Consider the following 18555-nt stretch of genomic DNA (forward strand, 5'->3'; position numbering starts at 1 on the left):
CGTTTCTGCCCGCACAGCGAGACGCACCTAAGCCGGGGCTATGCTCGTGGCCATCTTCTTGAGGCACTGCTCCAGGCCCAATCTGGACATCTCCATCATGTGACCTACCGTCCAGTCGTATTCCATCACGGTCATTTCCGTCCTGCCGTTCCCCAGGTCTTTGAAGGTGGCCTCATGACGCTGATCCTGCGGGAAATCTGGCGGCATCCCCACTGAGACCGGATCGACCTTCTTTCCATCTTTGTCGGCTAGGTTGTGGATGTATTCAATCCGCCGCATCGGCACGATTTTCTCATACCGCCAGGTGCTGTAGTACTCTCCGAGGTCTGGCGAACGCATGCAGACGAGCGATGTTCCGCCTTCCCGAAAATCCATGCGGGCAAACGGCGATGTAAAGCCCTCTGGCCCCCACCATTGCACGACATACTCAGGGTCGGACCAAGCTTTCCACACGAGCGAAAGTGGTGCGTTGAAGAGACGGGTAACGACGAGATCGCGTAGGCTTCCATTGGTCATGATGTTCTCCTCTTTTTCGTATCCACAATACTGCTTGCATATTGCAAGTAATACAAGGATAGAGCAGTCGAACAGAGAAAACTTCTCTGATCTTGCTCAATTGTCAACGGTTGTGAAACGAGCATTGAGAAACGTCAAAGAGGTTCTACGTTCGTCTTTCATCGTTCAAAAAAGAAAATCCGACTCTCCTCAGAGCAGGAAGCCCGGCTGTAAATCATTTTATTCTATGGGCGAAAATCGGATAATTAAGTGGGCAGTAAAACGGGTAAGAATGGGTTGAAAATGATAGTAATCATGAGCTCAATTATCTCTCATGGCTCCACAGGCTCTTTCCTGACGCACGTTTGCTTATCCATTTAATTATCCAATTTTTTAACAATCCGCCCATTTAATTATCATATGTACAGCAAGCCTTTGGCGAAAAAGCACCTCCTGTGCGCCATACCTAATAAAAGCTGTTTTTCTCTGTCTTATTTTCCGCGTATCTCGGCCCTGGGTCCAAAAGGTGTTTCGTTTGAAAGATTCCTGATGCTTACTTCACGCCACTCTTCTGATCAGGGGTATAGGCATCCAGCGGAGTGGTGACAGCTATACGGCGCGTCCCGTCCGATACCGTCACCACTTGATAGGCATTGTGCTCCTGACCAACGGGCGAACCCGAGGGATCGCGATTTTCGAGCACGAGATGCCCTACCCAGATACCAGGCACCTCGACCTCGGTGACAATATCGCGAGCGCGCACCCCAGAGATATGGCGAGAAAGGTAAAATTGCCGGCCTTGCTTGAAAAAGTCGCGGGTTTGCTGCGGCGAGCTTATGGTCTGACAGCCCAGAGCCGTTACAGCTAACGCTGGATAGTTGTAGATGTCCGCCAGACCATCAAAGTCACCCTCTGTGAGATACTTCGTGTAACGAGCAAAGAACTCCTCAATGGATTCCGTTGCATGAGCGATGTGTTCCATACCCATCCTCCTTTGTCTTTTCACACCGTCGTGTCTTCTCACAATGTAGCACAGAAAGCGGTGAGAAGATGTCCTAATAGCGAGCGTGCGAGCAAGAGATGTGAAGATCAGGGGAGATCAATTGGGCCTTGCTTCACTCATTATCTGCATCACCCTGCCTCCGTCGAAGCACTCAAGCTGGAAAGTGACGATCCACCACGGCTTTTCGCGTGGGGTCAACGAGAGTGTTTGGAGAAGCCGAGGAACGGGAAGGCGAGCAACGTTGTAGCGCGAAGGTGTGGGCAAGCGTTGGTAGTTTATTTCCACTCTTGCATTTATATGCAAGAGGTGAGAAGTGGTTTCTCAAGTCGTGAATGGTTGTGCTGCTCGCTCTACACGCTGATTGCTCACTCTTGGGCTCTGTCTCGCTTTTGGTGATATCGTGTGGTGGTCACAAAAATCTGGGAGCATTTTTTGTCGCAGGTGCTCCCATTTTGGCAGGGCAAGCCGATACGCTTCATCCTTGATTGTACGACATTTCGCTCTGATGCGACCATCGTCTATCTCGGTTTGCTGGTTCATTCGCGGGTTTTGCCAGTGGCATGGGCAGTAATGCCAGCTCTGGAGAAATGGGAAGAAAAACAATGGAGCATCGTAGCACGTCTGCTCGATCAGATCATCCCGTATCTGGGAGAGGCAGATTGCACCTTGATTGCCGATCGAGGATTGACCGGTTTCCCATTGGTGAAGATCTGTCGTGATCGAAAGTTTCACTATCTGTTGCGGGTGTGTAAGGAACATACGTGTCAACGCAAGATGAGCAAAGGCTGGGCTTCCTGGTGCCGTTTTGATGCGTTTCTATAGAAAACGGGACAGCAGTGGTATGGCTGGGCCAAAGTCTGGCAAGAGGACATGATTGAAACCTATGTGAGCGCATGTTGGATGCAGGGTTGCGAGGAAGGTTGGATCTTGATTTCCGATCAAAAAGCAGGCAAACGGTGTATAAACGAGTATGCCTGGCGCATGCGTGTCGAGTCAACGTTTCAGGACAGCAAACGTCGAGGATGGAACCTGGAAGCCAGTCTGGTTAAGGAAGAAGCCCGTTTAGACCGTTTGCTCTTAGCCCTCTTTTTGGCGATGTGGTGAGTCAGCCATCTAGCAGCCTCCTGTATGCATCATGGCAAACGTGATCGTTTTGATCGCAGAGATCGCCGCGACAAAGGGATTTTTCGTCTCGGACGCCTCTGGCTTCTGGATATTCTGCGTCGAACCTGCAACCAAGCTGACCTGGTTCACTGCTTACCTTTTCGCAAGCTCGCTACTGGATGGCACTTTTCCATGCGCTTTTAAAATGTGTCAGGGAGAGAGGGGGTATGGGCGGGAATCCTCTTGGGCCTCTGGCTCGCGGTGGCGGCCTGTACAGTCGTGGCCTTGTTGCAAGGAGGGTTGGCTTGTGTCTTGCATTGGATGCTCCGATATATTCTCTGGCGCGTTGGATGTATCCCTTGGCAGTACGTTCGTTTCCTTGAATATGCGACTCAGCGCATTCTTCTTCTACGAGTTGGAGGAGGATACATGTTTCCTCACCCGCTGCTTTGCGATTATTTTGCCTCACTGCCAGGTGAAGAGGCCTCTTCACCTCCTACAAGATAGGCGTTGCAAAGAGCATATGGCTGTGGAACATGATCCAGAGCTTGTGATGTTCCTGCTCCTTTGTATTGAGAGACTACTCTCGTGGCAGATCCGTCTGCTCAGTGAAAACAACGTCTCTTGCTGCTGGAGGCAAGCACACTGAGAGAAGTGTGTTCCCATGTGACACAGGTTGAAGCCATGCGAGGACGCTTGTCGGTCACACCTCGATCCTCGCGGAACTGCCGATCGTTTTCGGCACTGAATCAACTGGTGATGTTGGTCGTGCATCCTCTTTCTGGGGAGGGAGATATTGATGCCTTTCATGCCGATGCAGATCGTTTTTGCGTGATGCTCTCGCGGCATTGATTTGCCTGCATCCCTTTCTGGTGGTGTGGGGGGGAGACGATGATCAAGCGCAATCCGCCTAGAAGGGATCGCATGCTGAGAAGCGGAGAAGATCGAGCGTATCTTGCTTGGAAGATGCATCGCTCTACGCTCGAAGAACCTGCGCTAGTGTGGATGCAGAGTCGTCTTTCCCTCCTATTGGTTGTTTCAGACACGCCTGTTTGTAGGAGTCGGTAAGAGAAGGGAGAACCTCTCTCAGAAGAAACTTACGCTGATCTGGGAGAAGCGGATGATCTGGTAAAATATCCCTCAATGTATTTCTTTCCTACTAGAGGCAAGATTGAGGGAAGGTGTTCTGGGAGAGGCGCTATTGAGAAAGTGGACACAGGAGATGAGTGAGGAATATGGTTTACGGAAACAATGGTGTCGTGTTATAATACAGCTGTATCTCTAAAATCCCCACAGTGATATTTTCTTGATGGAGTGTTAGCATTTACTCATTTGAATGCTCTATACAGACCGTGAGCTATAAATGCAAGATGCTTTTACTAATTCATCTCCTATAAGCATTTTTTATTCCTATGCACGGGAAGATGAGAAGCTTCGTCGTCGTCTGGAGCAACACCTGAGCCTACTTCGACAGCAAGGCGTGATTGCAGCATGGCATCATCGTCAAGTACTCGCAGGAACCGAATGGGAACAGGACGTTCATGCTCATTTGAGTACCGCATCCGTTATCCTTTTGCTCGTGAGTCCAGCCTACTTCGCATCAGACTACTGCTCCAGTATCGAGATGCACTACGCCCTGGAGCGGCATGCAACGAAGAGCGCACGGGTAATTCCAATTCTGCTCCGCCCTGTTTACTGGCAAGTAGCTCCTTTTGCCCATCTTGAGTGTCTACCTCGGAATGAAAAACCCGTGACGCTGTGGGAGAATCAAGATCAAGCGTTTGTAGAAATCGTGCAAGCTATTTGCGCTGTTATCGCCGACCTGCGAGGTGGCACCACTTCCATTCGCCAAAGAGCCACCAGACCTGCGACAATGAGCTCACGTGTGACAGCACGTGGTGAGGAGAAGAATCGATACCACTTTCTCAAAAGAGTCCATGCTCTTTGGATCGATGGGATGCTCAAGCGATCGATCGCTCCTGCTGGAATGATTCGAGGTCCTCTGTATGAGCAACCTCATACTATCGTGAACCCCTGGAAACCACTCGTCCAGGAAATAGAAGAAAGAGTTCAGCCAGTTCCTCCTGACACCTCTATTGAACACCTCTACGATAATGCTCAGCATGCGCTCCTGATCCTGGGCGCTCCTGGGGCGGGAAAAACAACCCTGCTCCTGGAACTGGCCAGGACGCTCTTAGCGCGCGCCCACCGAGATGAACACGCTCCGCTCCCGATTGTCTTCAACCTCTCATCCTGGGCAGAGAAACGAGCGCCGCTTTCACACTGGCTCATCGAAGAGGTAGCGATCAGGTATCAGCTCCCGCATCCCCTTGCAGCCCAGTGGATTGAAGGTGAACAGGTCATTCTTCTGTTGGATGGCTTGGATGAAGTGGAAGGGGTGCATCGTCGGGAGTGTGTCAATGCGGTGAATGCCTATCGCCGGGAACATGCTTTTGTCCCCGTGGTCGTGTGTAGTCGCACAGAGGCGTATTTGCTTCAGCCGTCTCGGCTGACCCTTGCCAAAGCCATCAGTGTGGAGCCACTTTCCTTCCAGCAAGTCGATGCGTATCTTGAGCGTGTCGGAGAGCAGGTGGAAGCCATCCGCCATGCCCTCTCCAGTGACCAGGATCTGCGGGCAGTCGTTACGACTCCGCTGCTGCTGAACATACTGGTCGAGACCTATCGAGGAACATCGCTTGACGATCTGTTCGCGGTTCCCCCTGAAAAAAGACAACAACGGCTGTTTCAAGCCTATGTTGATCGCATGCTTGCGCGGAGAAAAGTGGAGCAGCAGTATACAAAAGAGCAGACGATCCAGTGGCTGACGTGGTTAGCGCGGCAGATGCAACAGCATGACCAGACGATTTTGTATCTTGAGCAGATGCAACCGAGTTGGCTTGCTGAGCAGTCGCTTGTTCGCCTCTATACGCTCCTTGCCGTCAGGCTTCCTGATATGGCGGTCGGATGTATCATCAGTCTGGTGGTTGTTCATCTCTTTTTTCGGGTTGCTCTCGGCATTTCTTTCGATCTTCGTTATGGCCTATTGGGGGCGTTGGTTGGTGGGCTCCTCAGTGGTAGGCAGCAAGAACTGGTGGTGGAAGAGGAGCGTTCCCCACCTTTCTGGAAACAGATACGCAACACCAGACTACAACGTAGCTGTGTGGTCAATGGGTTGCTGGTGGGCCTGAGCTATGGCTTGCTAGTCGGTTTCTATGAGCACAATAGCGCGATTGGGTTCTGCTATGGTCTCGGTTATGGATGTGCTAGCTATTGCCTCAGTTTTCTCCTGTGGCGAAAGCAATGGCCACCAGCACGAATGGGCATGCTGGTACGCTCATGGGAAACCTTTTGGCACCAGGTCATCAGTGCCAAAAACATCCGCATAGGACTGACCGTGGGCTGCTGTCTGGCATTGGGCTATATAGTCAGCACTGAATTGGCTCATCATTTTCAAAACACGCAAAGTGATGTCGTCGCCTATGCTCTCGCCGATCTGTTGAACTATACTCAGGTTGGCCTGCTCCTTGCTATCCTGCTGGAAAGAAGAGTACCTGACATCCGACCTGCTGAAATTGTTACCTGGTCCTGGAAAAATCTCTGGTATAGCTTCCACAAGGTACAGCGTCTGAGGCAGGCAGTGCTGATTGGCATCCTGAGTGGGGGAGTGACTGGCGTCAGTGCCTGGTTACGAGGGACGCAGGGTCCTGGGCTCGATTATGGGGTCAGCGCGGGCGTTATTATTGGCCTCTGTTCCTGGTTATTTCATGGACTTTCGGAGGGATTATCAAGTACTACCCTGGAGGCCAATCAACGCCTGAGGCCCAATCAGGGGATCTGGTATTCAGCCAGAAATAGTCTTTTCATTGGGGTCTTTAGTGGAGTGATGAGTTGGGGACTGTATGTCCTGAGTACGCTCATCTTCGATGTGAGCAAATTCCTCTCAATGCTCAATTGGATGGTGTGGTCAACGATCTGGTCTGTCGTCTGGTGGCAGATTGCGATGAACTATGCTGTGTTGATTGCACTCGGAGTAGGAGTCCTTGGAGCCATCTGTAACGGCGGGCTTGCGTGCCTCCAACATATTGTCTTCCGTTGGCTGCTTTGGAGGTCGAAATCTCTTCCCTGGCGCTCCGCTCGCTTCCTTGATTATGCTGATCGGCATATCCTGTTACGCAAGGTGGGTGGGGGGTACACCTTTATTCATCGTTTGCTTCTTGACTATTTTACTTCCTGTGGATCTCGCCCCCAGCAAGGAGAAGATGCGTAATACTGATAATCTTGAGTGGAAAAAGTAGCATGAGGAGGAAAGGCAGCAGCAATCTTGATACAAGCAAGAGCGCTGCTGCAGGGTGATTTTGTTTATGGTGTGGGTGTGGATGTAGAAACTGCTGTAGAAGTAGGGTATGTCGTGTTAGTAGTAGAAGCAACAGCGGTCATCGTCTGTGCAGCGGAGGCTGTTTGAGTGGCAGAGATGTTTGGGGGATTTGGAGTAACAGTTGGAGTGGAGTATGTAGGATGAGAAGCAGAAGCAACAGCGGTCATCGTCTGTGCAGCGGAGGTTGTTTGAGTGGCAGAGATGTTTGGGGATGTAGGGGTGAGATGAACGTGAGTTGCCGTAGGAGTTGGAGTTTGGACTATCTGCACAGGAGTCTGAGTCGTCACTGTCGCGTTGATGGTACTGCCATGCCCAGTATCATCTGTCGTGGTTGTACTGGCACTGGTGGTTGTGGTGGGAGGGACGCTGATTGTCCCTGTCGAGGAAGTCGATTGTGGAGAGGGGGCACTATTCGTCGCTCCAGCACTCCCGCAGGAGGCACTGATGAACACGACGACACTGAGCAATAGGAGGGCACACCAGGTGATAGCTCTCACTCGTAAAAAATACATCTTTATCACCTCTACGCTTGAATGCCGTAAATAATTTTTGAATATTCACTATAGATTAAACGATTGGAACAAACATTTTTTGTAACGAAAATAAGAGCAATAGAGCGAAAATAACGATCAATGCGCTTTGTTTGTTCATGGAGGAATACTATGACTCCGCCTGTCTGTCTCGTGCTGTGAAGCCTTGTTCTCGTCAATCAGATGGTTAAACATCGTGAGCGCTCAAGCATGCGGAAAATAACTGGACGCCTGACCACTGGAGGAATTGGGAGGAAGGGCTATGGAAATGCATGTGTGACCATGTGATCCTCACCATGGAGAAAACATGTATGATAGGAATGCCTGCTTGCCACCGAAGAATGGTTCTTGCTTGTTCCATAACACTACGTGCAGGGGGCTGCCGTACTTCAGGCACCAGGGGAATGTGCCCCTCCTTTCTGTTTTTTCCTGTTGGAAGGACAGTTGAGTAGAATGGAACTACTGTCAGTCAACAGCGCGGCCCCTTGTTGATGCCTCATATGACACCTCTGGTAGTTTCACGACTGAGACTCCTGCGCTCGCCCTCGTCCAACATGCCAGGATTGGTAGAAAGCCTCGTGACAATGTGGAACGTGAAGAATTATGTGCTAAAAAGCATCTCTTGCTTCCTATTCGTCGCCGGATGTTCCTGTTTTTTTCAACCGGAGGAGGCTGTGAAGACATGATGAGTGCGCATGCGTGGATTGTCCCCGTTTCACTGCTTATGCCCCGTATCACCTGCTCTCGCTCAGGAGGAAGATGCGTTCCATTGGTCTTGCTCGCACCCTGGATCCCTCTCGGGGTGTGGAGAGAGGGCTGTGACCATACTCGTTTTTTCTCCATTTTTTGAGAACTCCAGAATCGTTCCTGGCCATCCGTGTTTGACACTTTCCAGATGCGTGATCATCACAATCTGGTCAAAGATGCCTCGACGTTGCACATCAGCAAAGATGTGTTTGACCGCATCACAGCGTTCTTTATCCAGGGCTGAAAGCACTTCATCGAGGACCAGAAAACGAATTTTGCCGGTGGACATCAGCCGTTGGGTTCTGTCAGAACTCAAACAACACCTTGGTATGGAAATAGGCTTCTGTTATTCTTCTTCAAGTAAGAAATAGGAAAGAGAAGTTGCCCCATGAATTGTCCCTATTGCGCAGCATCCACCATCAGAAAACGAGGAAAGAAGACAGAACTTGGTTATGCAACCTTCTTCTGCTCAGCTTGCCATCGCACCTTTAATGAACGAACTGGTACTCTTTTCAATTCTCTTGAGGTTCCTACCGATGTCGTTTTTCTGGTTGTTTTCTGGCGCCTACGCTATAAGTTGAGTCTTCGTGATGTAGCTGAGATGTTTTTGGAACGCGGCTTTGTATTTACCCATGAAACGGTCCGAGATTGGGAAAGCCGTTTTGCTCCTCTGATTGCAAATCAATTGCGGAGAAAGCGACGAGGTCAAGCCGGGAGTTCTTGGCACGTTGATGAGACCTATGTAAGGGGTCATGGAAAATGGTGCTATCTCTATCGAGCCATTGATCACGATGGCAATCTGGTTGACTCTCTGCTCAGCGAGAAGAGAAATATGGAGGCAGCGAAGCGTTTTTTCCAACAAGCAGTTGAAGTTGTAGGTCACGCACCAAAACAGGTGACGACCGATGGCCATACGTCCTATCCGCGTGCCATTCGCGAGACGCTGGGCAATGAAGTTCTCCATCAATGCAATCATTATCTCAATAACCGATTGGAGCAAGATCATCGCGCCATCAAGCAGCGCTATTACCCTATGCATGGTTTCGGAAACGTTGAGTCAGCAGCTCGTTTCTGTCAAGCGTTTGACGAATTACGAAATTATTTTCGCCCACGCAGCATTATGGGAACATCGATCTCACTCTCCAAACGACGACGAGCTTTCCTCGATCTGCTTAGAGCCCTGCAAGTGCTGTTGCAAGTAGCCTCATAGCAAGAGAAGGGCAGCAATAAGCACTCCATAGAGGGGCCTTGATGAGCTTCCGTTGTCTCAGTTCTGACAGAACCATCGAAATTTACTGCTGTTGTGCTCTGGAAGATCAATCAATGCTGGCAAATCTACAGAAGCAATCGAAGAAGGGTCAGCCATTATTACAAGAATGGCAATGAGCCGTTTTATTCGACAAACAACACTCATTCTCTCTACATAATGGAATCCTCCTGTTCAAATCTCATAACAGGCGCAAAACACGCAACCTTACGACTGAGCCACGATGGGCTGAGAGAGAAACAATCTGGGCTGTGATTGGGAAGGAGTAGGGGCGCCTTTTGGCCAAAGAATCGGCTTTCCTTGCACAACCAGAAAAATGCTGGAGGAACAAGCCATGCCCACGATCACTGGGTAAGCATGGAAAGAATTTCACACGCTCCTGCTCCAGTTCATCCTCCGCCGTGTACCAGATGAAGCTACGGCGAAGGATGGGTTGCAAGAGGTCCTTCTCAAAATCCATCAATTGAAGAGACTACCTCTCTCAATCCATTGAGTGAAAAGAGAAAAGAGGCCGAAAAAATCTTCTTACAACGTTTCGTCCGGCGTACCGCATTCTTTCATCACCACCGTGCTGACAGGCTCATTGCCACCATGAAACCGTCCAAATTGGCGCGCTGTTATCGTACCAAAGAGAAGTACGCCTAATCCTGCAGCAATGAGCTGATCTGTAGAGCGCAGATTAAAATTCCCAACGCGACAGAGCAGAACATACGCAATAACCAGATTGAGAAAGCCCCAAAGCACATTGACAGTCGAGGACGACAGTCCTTCCCCTGGCGGTTTCGCAAATGGACTCTGAAAAGGCCGACCCATCAAGCCACTGATGAAATGCGGGAGTGCATTGGTGAGAAATACACCTCCAAAGAAATAGGCAACGTCATATAACCATTGCATGATGCTAAAATCCTCCTATGAGCCTCATTTTCCAGGTTTCAACCTGCAACACTTCCGCCTGCCGTGGAAAGACTTTCGTGAACAGGACGCGCTGGACTTCTTCATCGTTATCGAAGCAGCAATCGGCTAAGACCGTTAACTGATAATCCTTGTCAGCCGCTTCCCGTAAGGTTGATAAGACCACTCCACTGGTTGATATACCACAGAGCACCAGATGCGAAATGTTCTGTGCTCTTAACACCACTTCTAGATCACTGCCGCTAAACGCACTCACGCGACGTTTCGTGACCACAATATCCGTTGGTTGTGGAGCAAGAGCAGAAGCGATCTCCATTGCTCTCCCTGTCAAGAAGGAAGATGGTTGTTCTTTCTGTGCAGAGAAAGATTTATTGTTTGGACTAATTTCGGGATATCCTGGGCGAAAGGTCACAGCTACATAGATGATGGAAATTGACGCGGCACGAGCAGCGTCGATAGCTGTGTGTACAGGGGTGAGAACATCACTCTGTCGTGCAAGCCTAGCGACAATTCCTTCTTGCATATCCATGACTAAAAGAGCTGTATGCGCATGTGTATCAGGCATCATTTTCCTTTTCTCTTGCAAAACGATATGTGCTTGTTTTTCTGTCAACTACTCGCCTTCCGTCGCTGTAATTGACGCTTCAAGGCTTTTCTCTGCTGGTTGACGCAGAAGCCAGGCAGTAATAGTGACGATGAGGCAGAGAGCTCCTCCAAGCAAGAAGGTTATTGAGACGCCAATGCGTGTCGTTGCGGCACCTGCTAAGAAGTTCCCTAATGGCAAGGCCCCTGCGTAGACCAGGAGATACACACTTATGATCCTGCCACGAAGATGATCGGGTGTGATGGTTTGAACTGCGGTAGCCGCAGCGGCTGTCACGACAACCTGTGCAAATCCTATGCCGACAAGTAAAGGAAACGCGAGGATGTATAAGGGAGAAAGCGCAAACGCGATCTCAAGTGTGCCGAACGCAAATGCTGCGATCAGCAGAAAGCGAATATTCGGTTGGCGATTTCCCCAGGCAACCCATAGTGCTGAGATGAGAGCACCAAGTCCATAGGCTGCTGCAATGAAGCCATACCCCGTCGCCCCAATGTGGAAGACCGAAGTTGCAAACAGCGGCAGCATCACATTGAAAGTGATACCAAACAACCCGATGCCACCAATGAGTCCGACAATGAGAAGAACGGCTGGCATGTGCCAGGAATAGGATAAACCCTCACGCAAGCTCTGGAACATGCCGAGTTTCTTCTCGTTCGTTCCTTTGCCGGACACGGTGTATAACCTGCGTGTGTTGATCATGAACAGGCCGATAATCACGGCAAGAAAACTCAGCGTGTTGAGGAGAAAAAGTGGTGCAACACCGAGCCATGCAATCAGCACACCACCAAGTCCTGGTCCTAGCACACGAGCCATATTGGCGAGCGAAGAGTTCAGGGCGACGGCGTTTGGTAAGTCTTTGCGACCCACCATTTCATGAATAAAAGCGTTGCGGGTAGGGCTATCAAGTGCATTTGTGATGCTGAGGAGTGTTACCAGAAGCAGGATATGCCAGACCTGGACCACTCCCGTTATCACCAGAAGCCACATGACGGCTGACTGGACAAGTGAAATAGATTGTGTCACGAGCAGCAGCGTGCGTTTGGGAACGCGATCAGCGAGTACCCCACCGTAGAGTGAGAACATCATCGCTGGCAAGTATTGGAGCAAGCTCACTACTCCAAGCAGCAACGCGCTATGTGTCAGTTGCAGGACCAACCATGCCTGTGCGGTTGTCTGCATCCAGGTCCCAACCAGCGAAATCATTTGCCCAAAAAAGTACAGTCGATAGTTACGATGGCGCAGGGCAAGAAATGTTCTTCCTAAGCCCCTGGTTTGTGTACTGGCTGACGCACTTCGCTGCTCCTCTTCGAGAAGGGTGTGTTTCTGAGTGCTGGAATCAATGGGTTGCATGGGTGTTTTCTCCAGGGAAGACCAATGTGAGCAGAGAGACGCAAGTGAAGAGGTTTCTCTCAGCAGGGATCGCTTCTTGCGGGAAAGCCAATCAAAGTTCTTCCTCACTGAGATGGCGTAGGGCGGGCAGTGCTCCTCGTAAATGCGTCACCTCTTCCTCACTCAGACGCTTGAGAAGACGGTTTAAGTGCGTTCGCCAGAACTCCTCATAGAGTGATACCACACGCTGACCGCGTTCAGTCAGTGATACCTGCACCACCCTCCAGTCTTGTTCATCGCGAGTCCGTGCGACGAAGCCCTGGGCCAACAGGCGTTTCACCATAGCAGTGATAGCTGGCGGCGCAACGTCTAGTTGCTCAGCTAATTCTTGCATGGTGCATTGTTGACACGTCATCAGCACACGCAAGAACGTGAATTGTCCTTTGGTAGCCCGGAGCACTAGAATGTCGCGCCATTCCGGGGCAACCTCATCTGAGTCGCGGGGAAGCTCCGCACGAACGCGCTCCAACAAGCGGGGAATAATATCAAACAACGCGTCGGCAATATCCAGGGTACTCTCAGAAGAAGGCTCACTCATACCGATCCTTTCTCTCTTTTATTCATGTGCTTAATATCTAATGTATTTATTAGTTAAACAGGTTAAGTAAATGATACAGCGCCCTGTTCCCCCTGTCAAGGTCGCATGTTTCCTCCATTTCGCCCGATACCGATCAAAATGGGTTCAGGCTTGGGATCATCTCCCACTCTTTTCTGCCCGAATGGAGCCACTATTTACAAAATGGCGAGGGAAGAAGCCAGGTGTGAAGCGGTTTCTCTAGTGGTAGATGATCCTAAGACTGGGTCATTTACTAATACGCGCCATTTTACGGTGACAAATCTGGCCAGTATATTCTTTGTGAGGAGTGCCAAATAGATGAGATAAGATGTCACGTCATTTTATGGTTCAGTGCCTCTTTTTGGGTCAGATAAGGCTAGGAGTGATTCTAAGTCCTACAGACGCCATCGCTTACTGGCAGATACGTGCCATTAATCTCGACAGACGACAGTACCACATGTCATCAGTGTCGATAAGAATGCCGCTTATCCCAAAGCAATTGCTGAACTGAAAGCTGCTGGAGTCCTCCCTGAACAGATGGAACTGAGGCAGGTGAAATATCTCAACAATTTGACCAAACCTGGAATGGGTTTCTTCTCTGATCTGACCGCCAGGCGAACCTTACAAGGATATGAAATCATGAATATGATGAGGAAAGGGCAATTCCATGGCGTGGCAAAGGGAGATGTGGAAGGTCAAGTCGCATTCGTTGCCACGTTGTTTGGGGTGGTTGCCTAAACTGAGCGAGGAGAGGCACTCCATGCTCAGTTTATTTTCTTTCTATTTCTTGCAACACAACCATTTTTCTTACCTGAACACTATTCGATGAGAGACGTGCTTCTCGACCGTTGTGGTGTTGCAGGATTCATACATGGTCGTATGTCCTTTTCTTTGCCTGAGCTTAACTCGTTGCACATCTCGTGGGAGGAGGCAGGATCGCACACCTTCCCCATTCTGTTTGGCTGTCTGATTATAGCTGCGTATCCAGCTATGAACAGCTTGACTCTTGTGCCAAGAGGCGTTATCCCAGATCAATACGAAGTAGCTTGCAGTGTAAGGAGGCAATGCTCACGCATCAAGGTTACAACGGTTGCTGAAATGATGGCGCTTATCCGCCAACAGCAACACTCATCTCTTGCTCATTGATACAACCCGTGTCTACGCCAGGAGCTATTCAGAATCGAGGTAGTTGGTCCGGTGTCTGTTAATATCCATTTGAAAGACTCCGCAACGTTGCGTAAGGCCGCGAAGCACGATACATGTGTTTTCGCGGCCTTAGCTCACATTGACGGTCAAGCTAGTTTGAGGGTTTGCCAACGGGATCAAACAGTCGAAATGTCTGATCTCTTGAGTTTACCCTCGCGATGAAGCTCCTCAATCTCCCGATTGCATGAAGAGTCAAGGCAGAGCTATATAGGAAAGACTAGAGAGCAGATGGAACGAGAACAACTGGTGCCACCCACAAGGCCGAGAGTTCCACGCCCTTCCCCTTGTCAACATGCTTCATTGCGGCAAGCTCTGCGAGAATATAACCTGCAACAATTCCGCCTACGGGAGCTAGAGCTGGTATTGACACAAAGGGGGCCAGGAGGGCAACAATAGTTGTTGCCAGATTCTTAGCCGTCAAGAACTCCTGCATGATTTTTTCGGGAACGAAGACCTCATATCCCCACCAATGAGCTTCGCCGGTGATATGCGGCTCGGCTCGTGCTGCTGCTTCCCGCGTTGAAGCCGTGAGGGTAGCCTCAACCTGCGCTAATCCCTCAGGAGTTGAACCTGCCGCAAGTTTCTTCATGACCTGCTGTTGTGCGTCCAAATCAGCCTGCATAAATTTGAGTATCGCCTGATGATCGTACTGCTTTCCAGCCAGCGTCTCGCGGAAATTGGTAGTGACACTATCCACGGTAATGGGATCAAATGAAATTGCCATTGTTGGTGCTCCTTATTCTTAAACATCCTTTTGTAACCGAAGGGAAATGCATTTCTTATCTTCCCTGATGTACACAAACAAGAAAGGGACAGGGAACCATTTTTTAGAAAGGCCTGACCAGAGTGCTTCTTGTAACGCAAGCGGCATTCATCATCCGATGCTTAAGATATACTTCTGATCAATGAGGCCGCCTTACATATACCCGCTTTTTCGACTCGCCGGTAACAACACTTGAATTCTGTGATTTGACATGGATATCGTCTGTGCCCTTAAACCATATCCTGTCCTACGACCTGCCTGAAAAGCAGATTCTTTGCAAGCAGGCAGCGTAGCAAGTGTTGAGCTTTTGACGCATAACTGTGTTTGCAGTCCTATTTCGGAACCATAAAACGTTCTTTGGTCCAGCATGGATAGGAAGCACGCACAATACTCCCGATGGATGGACTCATGCACGTCTATATGGTTCAAACGGGACATGTTATGGTCCGATAGCCATTTCAGCGGCAGAAGCATCCAGTGATCCACAACGGAGCAAACTGCACAACTGGTCATGAGTGTTTTAGCTCTGCTTTACAAACTGGCTTTCCGTCTGGATGGACCAATGAGCGATTTTGGACCTTAAAGTGTCCTGGCTCTCTTCGGACCATAAAGATTCCGAAGAGGACGATATCCATGTCAAATCACAAATTACTGTGTGAAGTATAGAAGGTTTCTTCATCTGAAGCATCGGCAAAAATGCCAATTTCTTGCTCTGCAAAAAAATACAGTAGCTCTCGTTTACCATATAATGGATATATAAGGCAATAAGCCCTTATTATTAGCATTTTATTCATTTCATCGAATGGCATATAGATATGGTAGAATCACCTGTGCAGATAGCACCATGTGCAGATCCGCCTTTCCCACAGGCCATCATGCCCAACACGCTGAAAGTGCCTTCTTTTCACATATCGGCTTGGTTTCCTCCATTTCTTGGACATGAACAAGAAGTAAAGAAGGTATGTGAGCTTTTGAGGTCCTCAGATATCCATTTGTTAACCCTGACGGGTATCGGAGGTGTCGGCAAGACACGCCTGGCATTGAAAGTAGCAGAAGAGTTGCTGGAGACATTCACGGATGGCGTCTACTTTGTCCCCCTGGCGTCCGTCAGTAATCCTATGCTTGTACTTACTACCATTGCTCAGGTGTTTGAACTTGGTGAGTTTGGAGAACGGAAGCTGCTAGAGCGTTTGAAAGCACATATACAGAAAAAGTGCATTTTGCTACTATTAGATAACTTTGAACAGGTGATACCAGCAGCTCCATTGCTTGTAGAAGTGCTGGTTGCATGTCCATCCGTAAAAATGCTCGTTACAAGTCGAGAGGCCCTTCGTATCCACGGAGAGTATGAACATGTTGTATTACCTTTGCCCCTACCTGACCCCAAGCATGTCCCTGATCGTATGACTCTTACAAGCTATACTGCAATTCAGTTATTTTTACAACATGCACTAGCTGTAAAGCGTGATTTCCAGCTAACCGAAGAGAACGTTCACGCGATCGTCAAACTATGTGTACATCTCGATGGTCTTCCGCTCGCTATAGAACTGGCGGCAAGACATCTAAAACTCTTCTCACCACAAAAACTCTTGACGCGAATGGGACGAAGGCTACCAGTCTTGACGGGTGGGATGCGCGATATCTCTGAACGGCAAAGCTCGTTGCGTAATACTATCAAGTGGAGCTATGACTTATTGAATCTCCAGGAGCAACGAGTATTCAGGCGTCTCTCCGTTTTTGCTAGCGGTTGTCTTCCCGAAGCTATAGAAGCCCTATGCGCTACCATTGATGATGCTCCCGTCACTATCGTCGATAACACGACCTCTTTGCTTGACAAGCATTTAATACAATCACGAGCCGGGGGAGATGGTGAAACACGTTTGTTGATGCTAGAAACGATTCGTGAATATGCCCAGGAATGTCTTGAAGCAGGCGGAGAAGAGGATATAGCCCGGTCTGCGCATGCCGAATTCTACCTCACATTGGCAGAAGAGGCGGAACCAGAACTGCGCAAAGCTCAACAGGTTCTCTGGTTAGAGCGCCTGGAGCAGGAGCATGATAACCTGCGGTCTGCGCTCCACTGGTTGACATCACAGGAAGATGATGAGAAAGCATTGCGCATCTGTGCTGCTCTATGGCGGTTCTGGGTAATGAGAGGACATTTGAGCGAAGGAAGCCAATGGCTTGAGCGTATATTAGCTGGCAGTCGGGACAAAGTAACGCAGATCCGTGCAAAAGCGCTTGAAGGGGCTGGGCGAATAGCCATCTATCAGAGCAATCTGGATCGCGCAACCTGCATATTCACAGAGCTTGCAGCACTGTTTCCAACGTTAGGTGATAAACGTATTGCAGCGCTCTCATTCAACGCTATGGGATACGTACAGCGTCATAAAGGCGAATATACTGCGGCACAAGCAAAGTTTGAACAGAGCCTTGCCCTCTACCAGGATATCCAGGATCGCTGGGGAATCGCTGAGACGTTATGGCTCATGTCAGATAGAGCTTATTTTCAGGGAGATTGTCGTACCGCACTGGCTCTGGGACGGGAAAGCCTGTCGATATACCAAGAGCTAGGAGACAAAGCGAATATGCCCACCGTACTCTTATCCCTCGCAACCATTCTTACATTCCAAGGTGAATACGAACAAGCACGCATACTGCTTGAGGAGAGTATTGCTATCTCTTATGAACTGGGAGATAAACACGGCTTCAATTATGCGTACGGTCTCAGCATCATTGGGAGAATCACCTTCTACAATGGCGATTGTATAAAGGGGCTGGCTCTCTTACAACAAAGTTTGCAGATATTTCGAGAACTAGATATCCAGCGAGGCATTGCCCACGCACTTGGTTTTCTCGGTCACTTGACTCTCCATCGTCGTGATCCTGCCGCTGCTCGTACATTTCTGGAGGAAGGCTTGAGCAGATCCATGAAGCTGGACGACAAATGGATAATGACTATCTGTCTGGATGGATTAGGAAAAGTACTTGCTGTACAGAAACAAACGAGGTGGGCCGCACTTCTTTGGGGAAGATCAGACGCTCTTCGTGAAACCATTACGACATATTCACGGCCTGTTGAGCGCATCGACTATAAGCCTTTGATCTCTTGTGTGCGCACAGCACTTGGTGAGAAAGCATTCATGACAGCTTGGGAGGAGGGACGCAGAATGTCACGTGGTGAGATATGGACCGCTCTTGTTTCCTCTATCCCTTATACAGCACAGCAAGATGAAAGCATGCTCTGCTCCGATACTCATTCTTGCTCAGACAAACCAGCATCATCCGTACTGGAGCAGATTGACGAATTAACGGCTCGTGAACAAGAAGTCCTGGGTCTGGTCACATTAGGGCTTACCGATGCTCAGGTTGCTGAGAGACTGATTATCAGCACGCGCACAGTAAATGCACACCTCTGCTCAATCTACAATAAATTGGGCGTTACATCACGAAGCGCGGCAATATATCGTGCTACGCACCAGCATCTACTTCAGACAGATTTCGGACACGGATCAGAGATGTAGGCAAATTTGCCTATAGTTCATAAGAGGCTGTTGTGCTCCAGAGCAATTTTGAAGGATGCGTCAGAACTGAGAACAGAGGA

16 protein-coding genes and 1 pseudogene are annotated in these 18555 nt (G+C 49.5%); 7 read left to right on the forward strand and 10 right to left on the reverse strand.

What is annotated here, in order from left to right; all coding sequences use genetic code 11:
- Positions 1–27 precede the first annotated feature (27 nt).
- Positions 28–516: an SRPBCC domain-containing protein gene (locus K3T83_RS51595; RefSeq protein WP_220210874.1), complete on the reverse strand. Its 489-nt coding sequence runs from the start codon at positions 514–516 to the stop codon at positions 28–30.
- Positions 517–1048: 532 nt separating this feature from the next.
- Positions 1049–1477, reverse strand: a complete 429-nt coding sequence (locus K3T83_RS51600) for a DUF6841 family protein (protein ID WP_220210875.1) — start codon at positions 1475–1477, stop codon at positions 1049–1051.
- A gap of 453 nt (positions 1478–1930) precedes the next feature.
- Here K3T83_RS51600 and K3T83_RS56870 point away from each other — a divergent pair, with 453 nt between their 5' ends.
- Positions 1931–2320: a hypothetical protein gene (locus tag K3T83_RS56870; protein WP_236065283.1), complete on the forward strand. Its 390-nt coding sequence runs from the start codon at positions 1931–1933 to the stop codon at positions 2318–2320.
- A 105-nt stretch (positions 2321–2425) separates the two neighbouring features.
- Positions 2426–2602 carry a hypothetical protein gene (locus tag K3T83_RS56875; RefSeq protein ID WP_236065284.1) on the forward strand — a complete coding sequence of 59 codons (177 nt, stop codon included), beginning with the start codon at positions 2426–2428 and terminating at the stop codon, positions 2600–2602.
- A gap of 9 nt (positions 2603–2611) precedes the next feature.
- Here the strand turns inward: K3T83_RS56875 and K3T83_RS56880 are convergent, their stop codons facing one another.
- A complete protein-coding gene (locus K3T83_RS56880) occupies positions 2612–2752 on the reverse strand; it encodes a hypothetical protein (RefSeq protein WP_236065285.1) in 141 nt (46 codons plus the stop codon).
- A gap of 516 nt (positions 2753–3268) precedes the next feature.
- Here K3T83_RS56880 and K3T83_RS51610 point away from each other — a divergent pair.
- Both K3T83_RS51610 and K3T83_RS51615 read left to right on the forward strand, forming a co-directional pair.
- On the forward strand, positions 3269–3454 hold the full coding sequence (locus K3T83_RS51610) for a hypothetical protein (RefSeq protein ID WP_220210876.1): 186 nt from the start codon (positions 3269–3271) through the stop codon (positions 3452–3454).
- 511 nt (positions 3455–3965) lie between these two features.
- Entirely contained in the window at positions 3966–6869 is a 2904-nt protein-coding gene (locus tag K3T83_RS51615; protein ID WP_220210877.1) for a TIR domain-containing protein, read from the forward strand.
- A 92-nt stretch (positions 6870–6961) separates the two neighbouring features.
- On the opposite strand, the gene K3T83_RS51620 is transcribed toward K3T83_RS51615, so the two are convergent.
- Positions 6962–7489, reverse strand: coding sequence for a RodZ family helix-turn-helix domain-containing protein (locus K3T83_RS51620; protein WP_220210878.1), 528 nt, complete (start codon positions 7487–7489; stop codon positions 6962–6964).
- 766 nt (positions 7490–8255) lie between these two features.
- The gene (locus K3T83_RS51625; protein ID WP_220210879.1) at positions 8256–8570 is read right to left on the reverse strand and encodes a P-loop NTPase family protein; all 315 of its coding nucleotides are present in this window, start codon (positions 8568–8570) and stop codon (positions 8256–8258) included.
- Between the two features lie 72 nt (positions 8571–8642).
- Here K3T83_RS51625 and K3T83_RS51630 point away from each other — a divergent pair, with 72 nt between their 5' ends.
- Positions 8643–9464: an IS6 family transposase gene (locus tag K3T83_RS51630; protein WP_220210880.1), complete on the forward strand. Its 822-nt coding sequence runs from the start codon at positions 8643–8645 to the stop codon at positions 9462–9464.
- Between the two features lie 582 nt (positions 9465–10046).
- Here the strand turns inward: K3T83_RS51630 and K3T83_RS51635 are convergent.
- The 4 genes from K3T83_RS51635 to K3T83_RS51650 all read right to left on the reverse strand — a co-directional run bounded on the left by K3T83_RS51635 (position 10047) and on the right by K3T83_RS51650 (position 12964).
- Positions 10047–10415, reverse strand: coding sequence for a hypothetical protein (locus K3T83_RS51635; protein ID WP_220210881.1), 369 nt, complete (start codon positions 10413–10415; stop codon positions 10047–10049).
- A gap of 4 nt (positions 10416–10419) precedes the next feature.
- Positions 10420–11001 carry a cysteine hydrolase family protein gene (locus K3T83_RS51640; RefSeq protein ID WP_236065286.1) on the reverse strand — a complete coding sequence of 194 codons (582 nt, stop codon included), beginning with the start codon at positions 10999–11001 and terminating at the stop codon, positions 10420–10422.
- 45 nt (positions 11002–11046) lie between these two features.
- Positions 11047–12387 (reverse strand): MFS transporter, encoded by a 1341-nt coding sequence (locus K3T83_RS51645; protein ID WP_220210882.1) that lies wholly within the window; start codon positions 12385–12387, stop codon positions 11047–11049.
- A 91-nt stretch (positions 12388–12478) separates the two neighbouring features.
- Complete coding sequence (locus K3T83_RS51650; RefSeq protein WP_220210883.1) at positions 12479–12964, reverse strand: MarR family winged helix-turn-helix transcriptional regulator; 486 nt, start codon at positions 12962–12964, stop codon at positions 12479–12481.
- Between the two features lie 468 nt (positions 12965–13432).
- Between K3T83_RS51650 and K3T83_RS51655 the strand changes: the two are divergent.
- Positions 13433–13720 (forward strand): annotated as a pseudogene (locus K3T83_RS51655) (transposase family protein); the annotation flags it as partial.
- Positions 13721–14405: 685 nt separating this feature from the next.
- Here K3T83_RS51655 and K3T83_RS51660 read toward each other — a convergent pair.
- On the reverse strand, positions 14406–14912 hold the full coding sequence (locus K3T83_RS51660) for a hypothetical protein (protein ID WP_220210884.1): 507 nt from the start codon (positions 14910–14912) through the stop codon (positions 14406–14408).
- Between the two features lie 914 nt (positions 14913–15826).
- Between K3T83_RS51660 and K3T83_RS51665 the strand changes: the two genes are divergently transcribed.
- Positions 15827–18475, forward strand: a complete 2649-nt coding sequence (locus tag K3T83_RS51665) for a tetratricopeptide repeat protein (RefSeq protein WP_268963611.1) — start codon at positions 15827–15829, stop codon at positions 18473–18475.
- The last annotated feature ends 80 nt before the right edge of the window (positions 18476–18555 follow it).

It is taken from the genome of Reticulibacter mediterranei, from assembly GCF_016587455.1.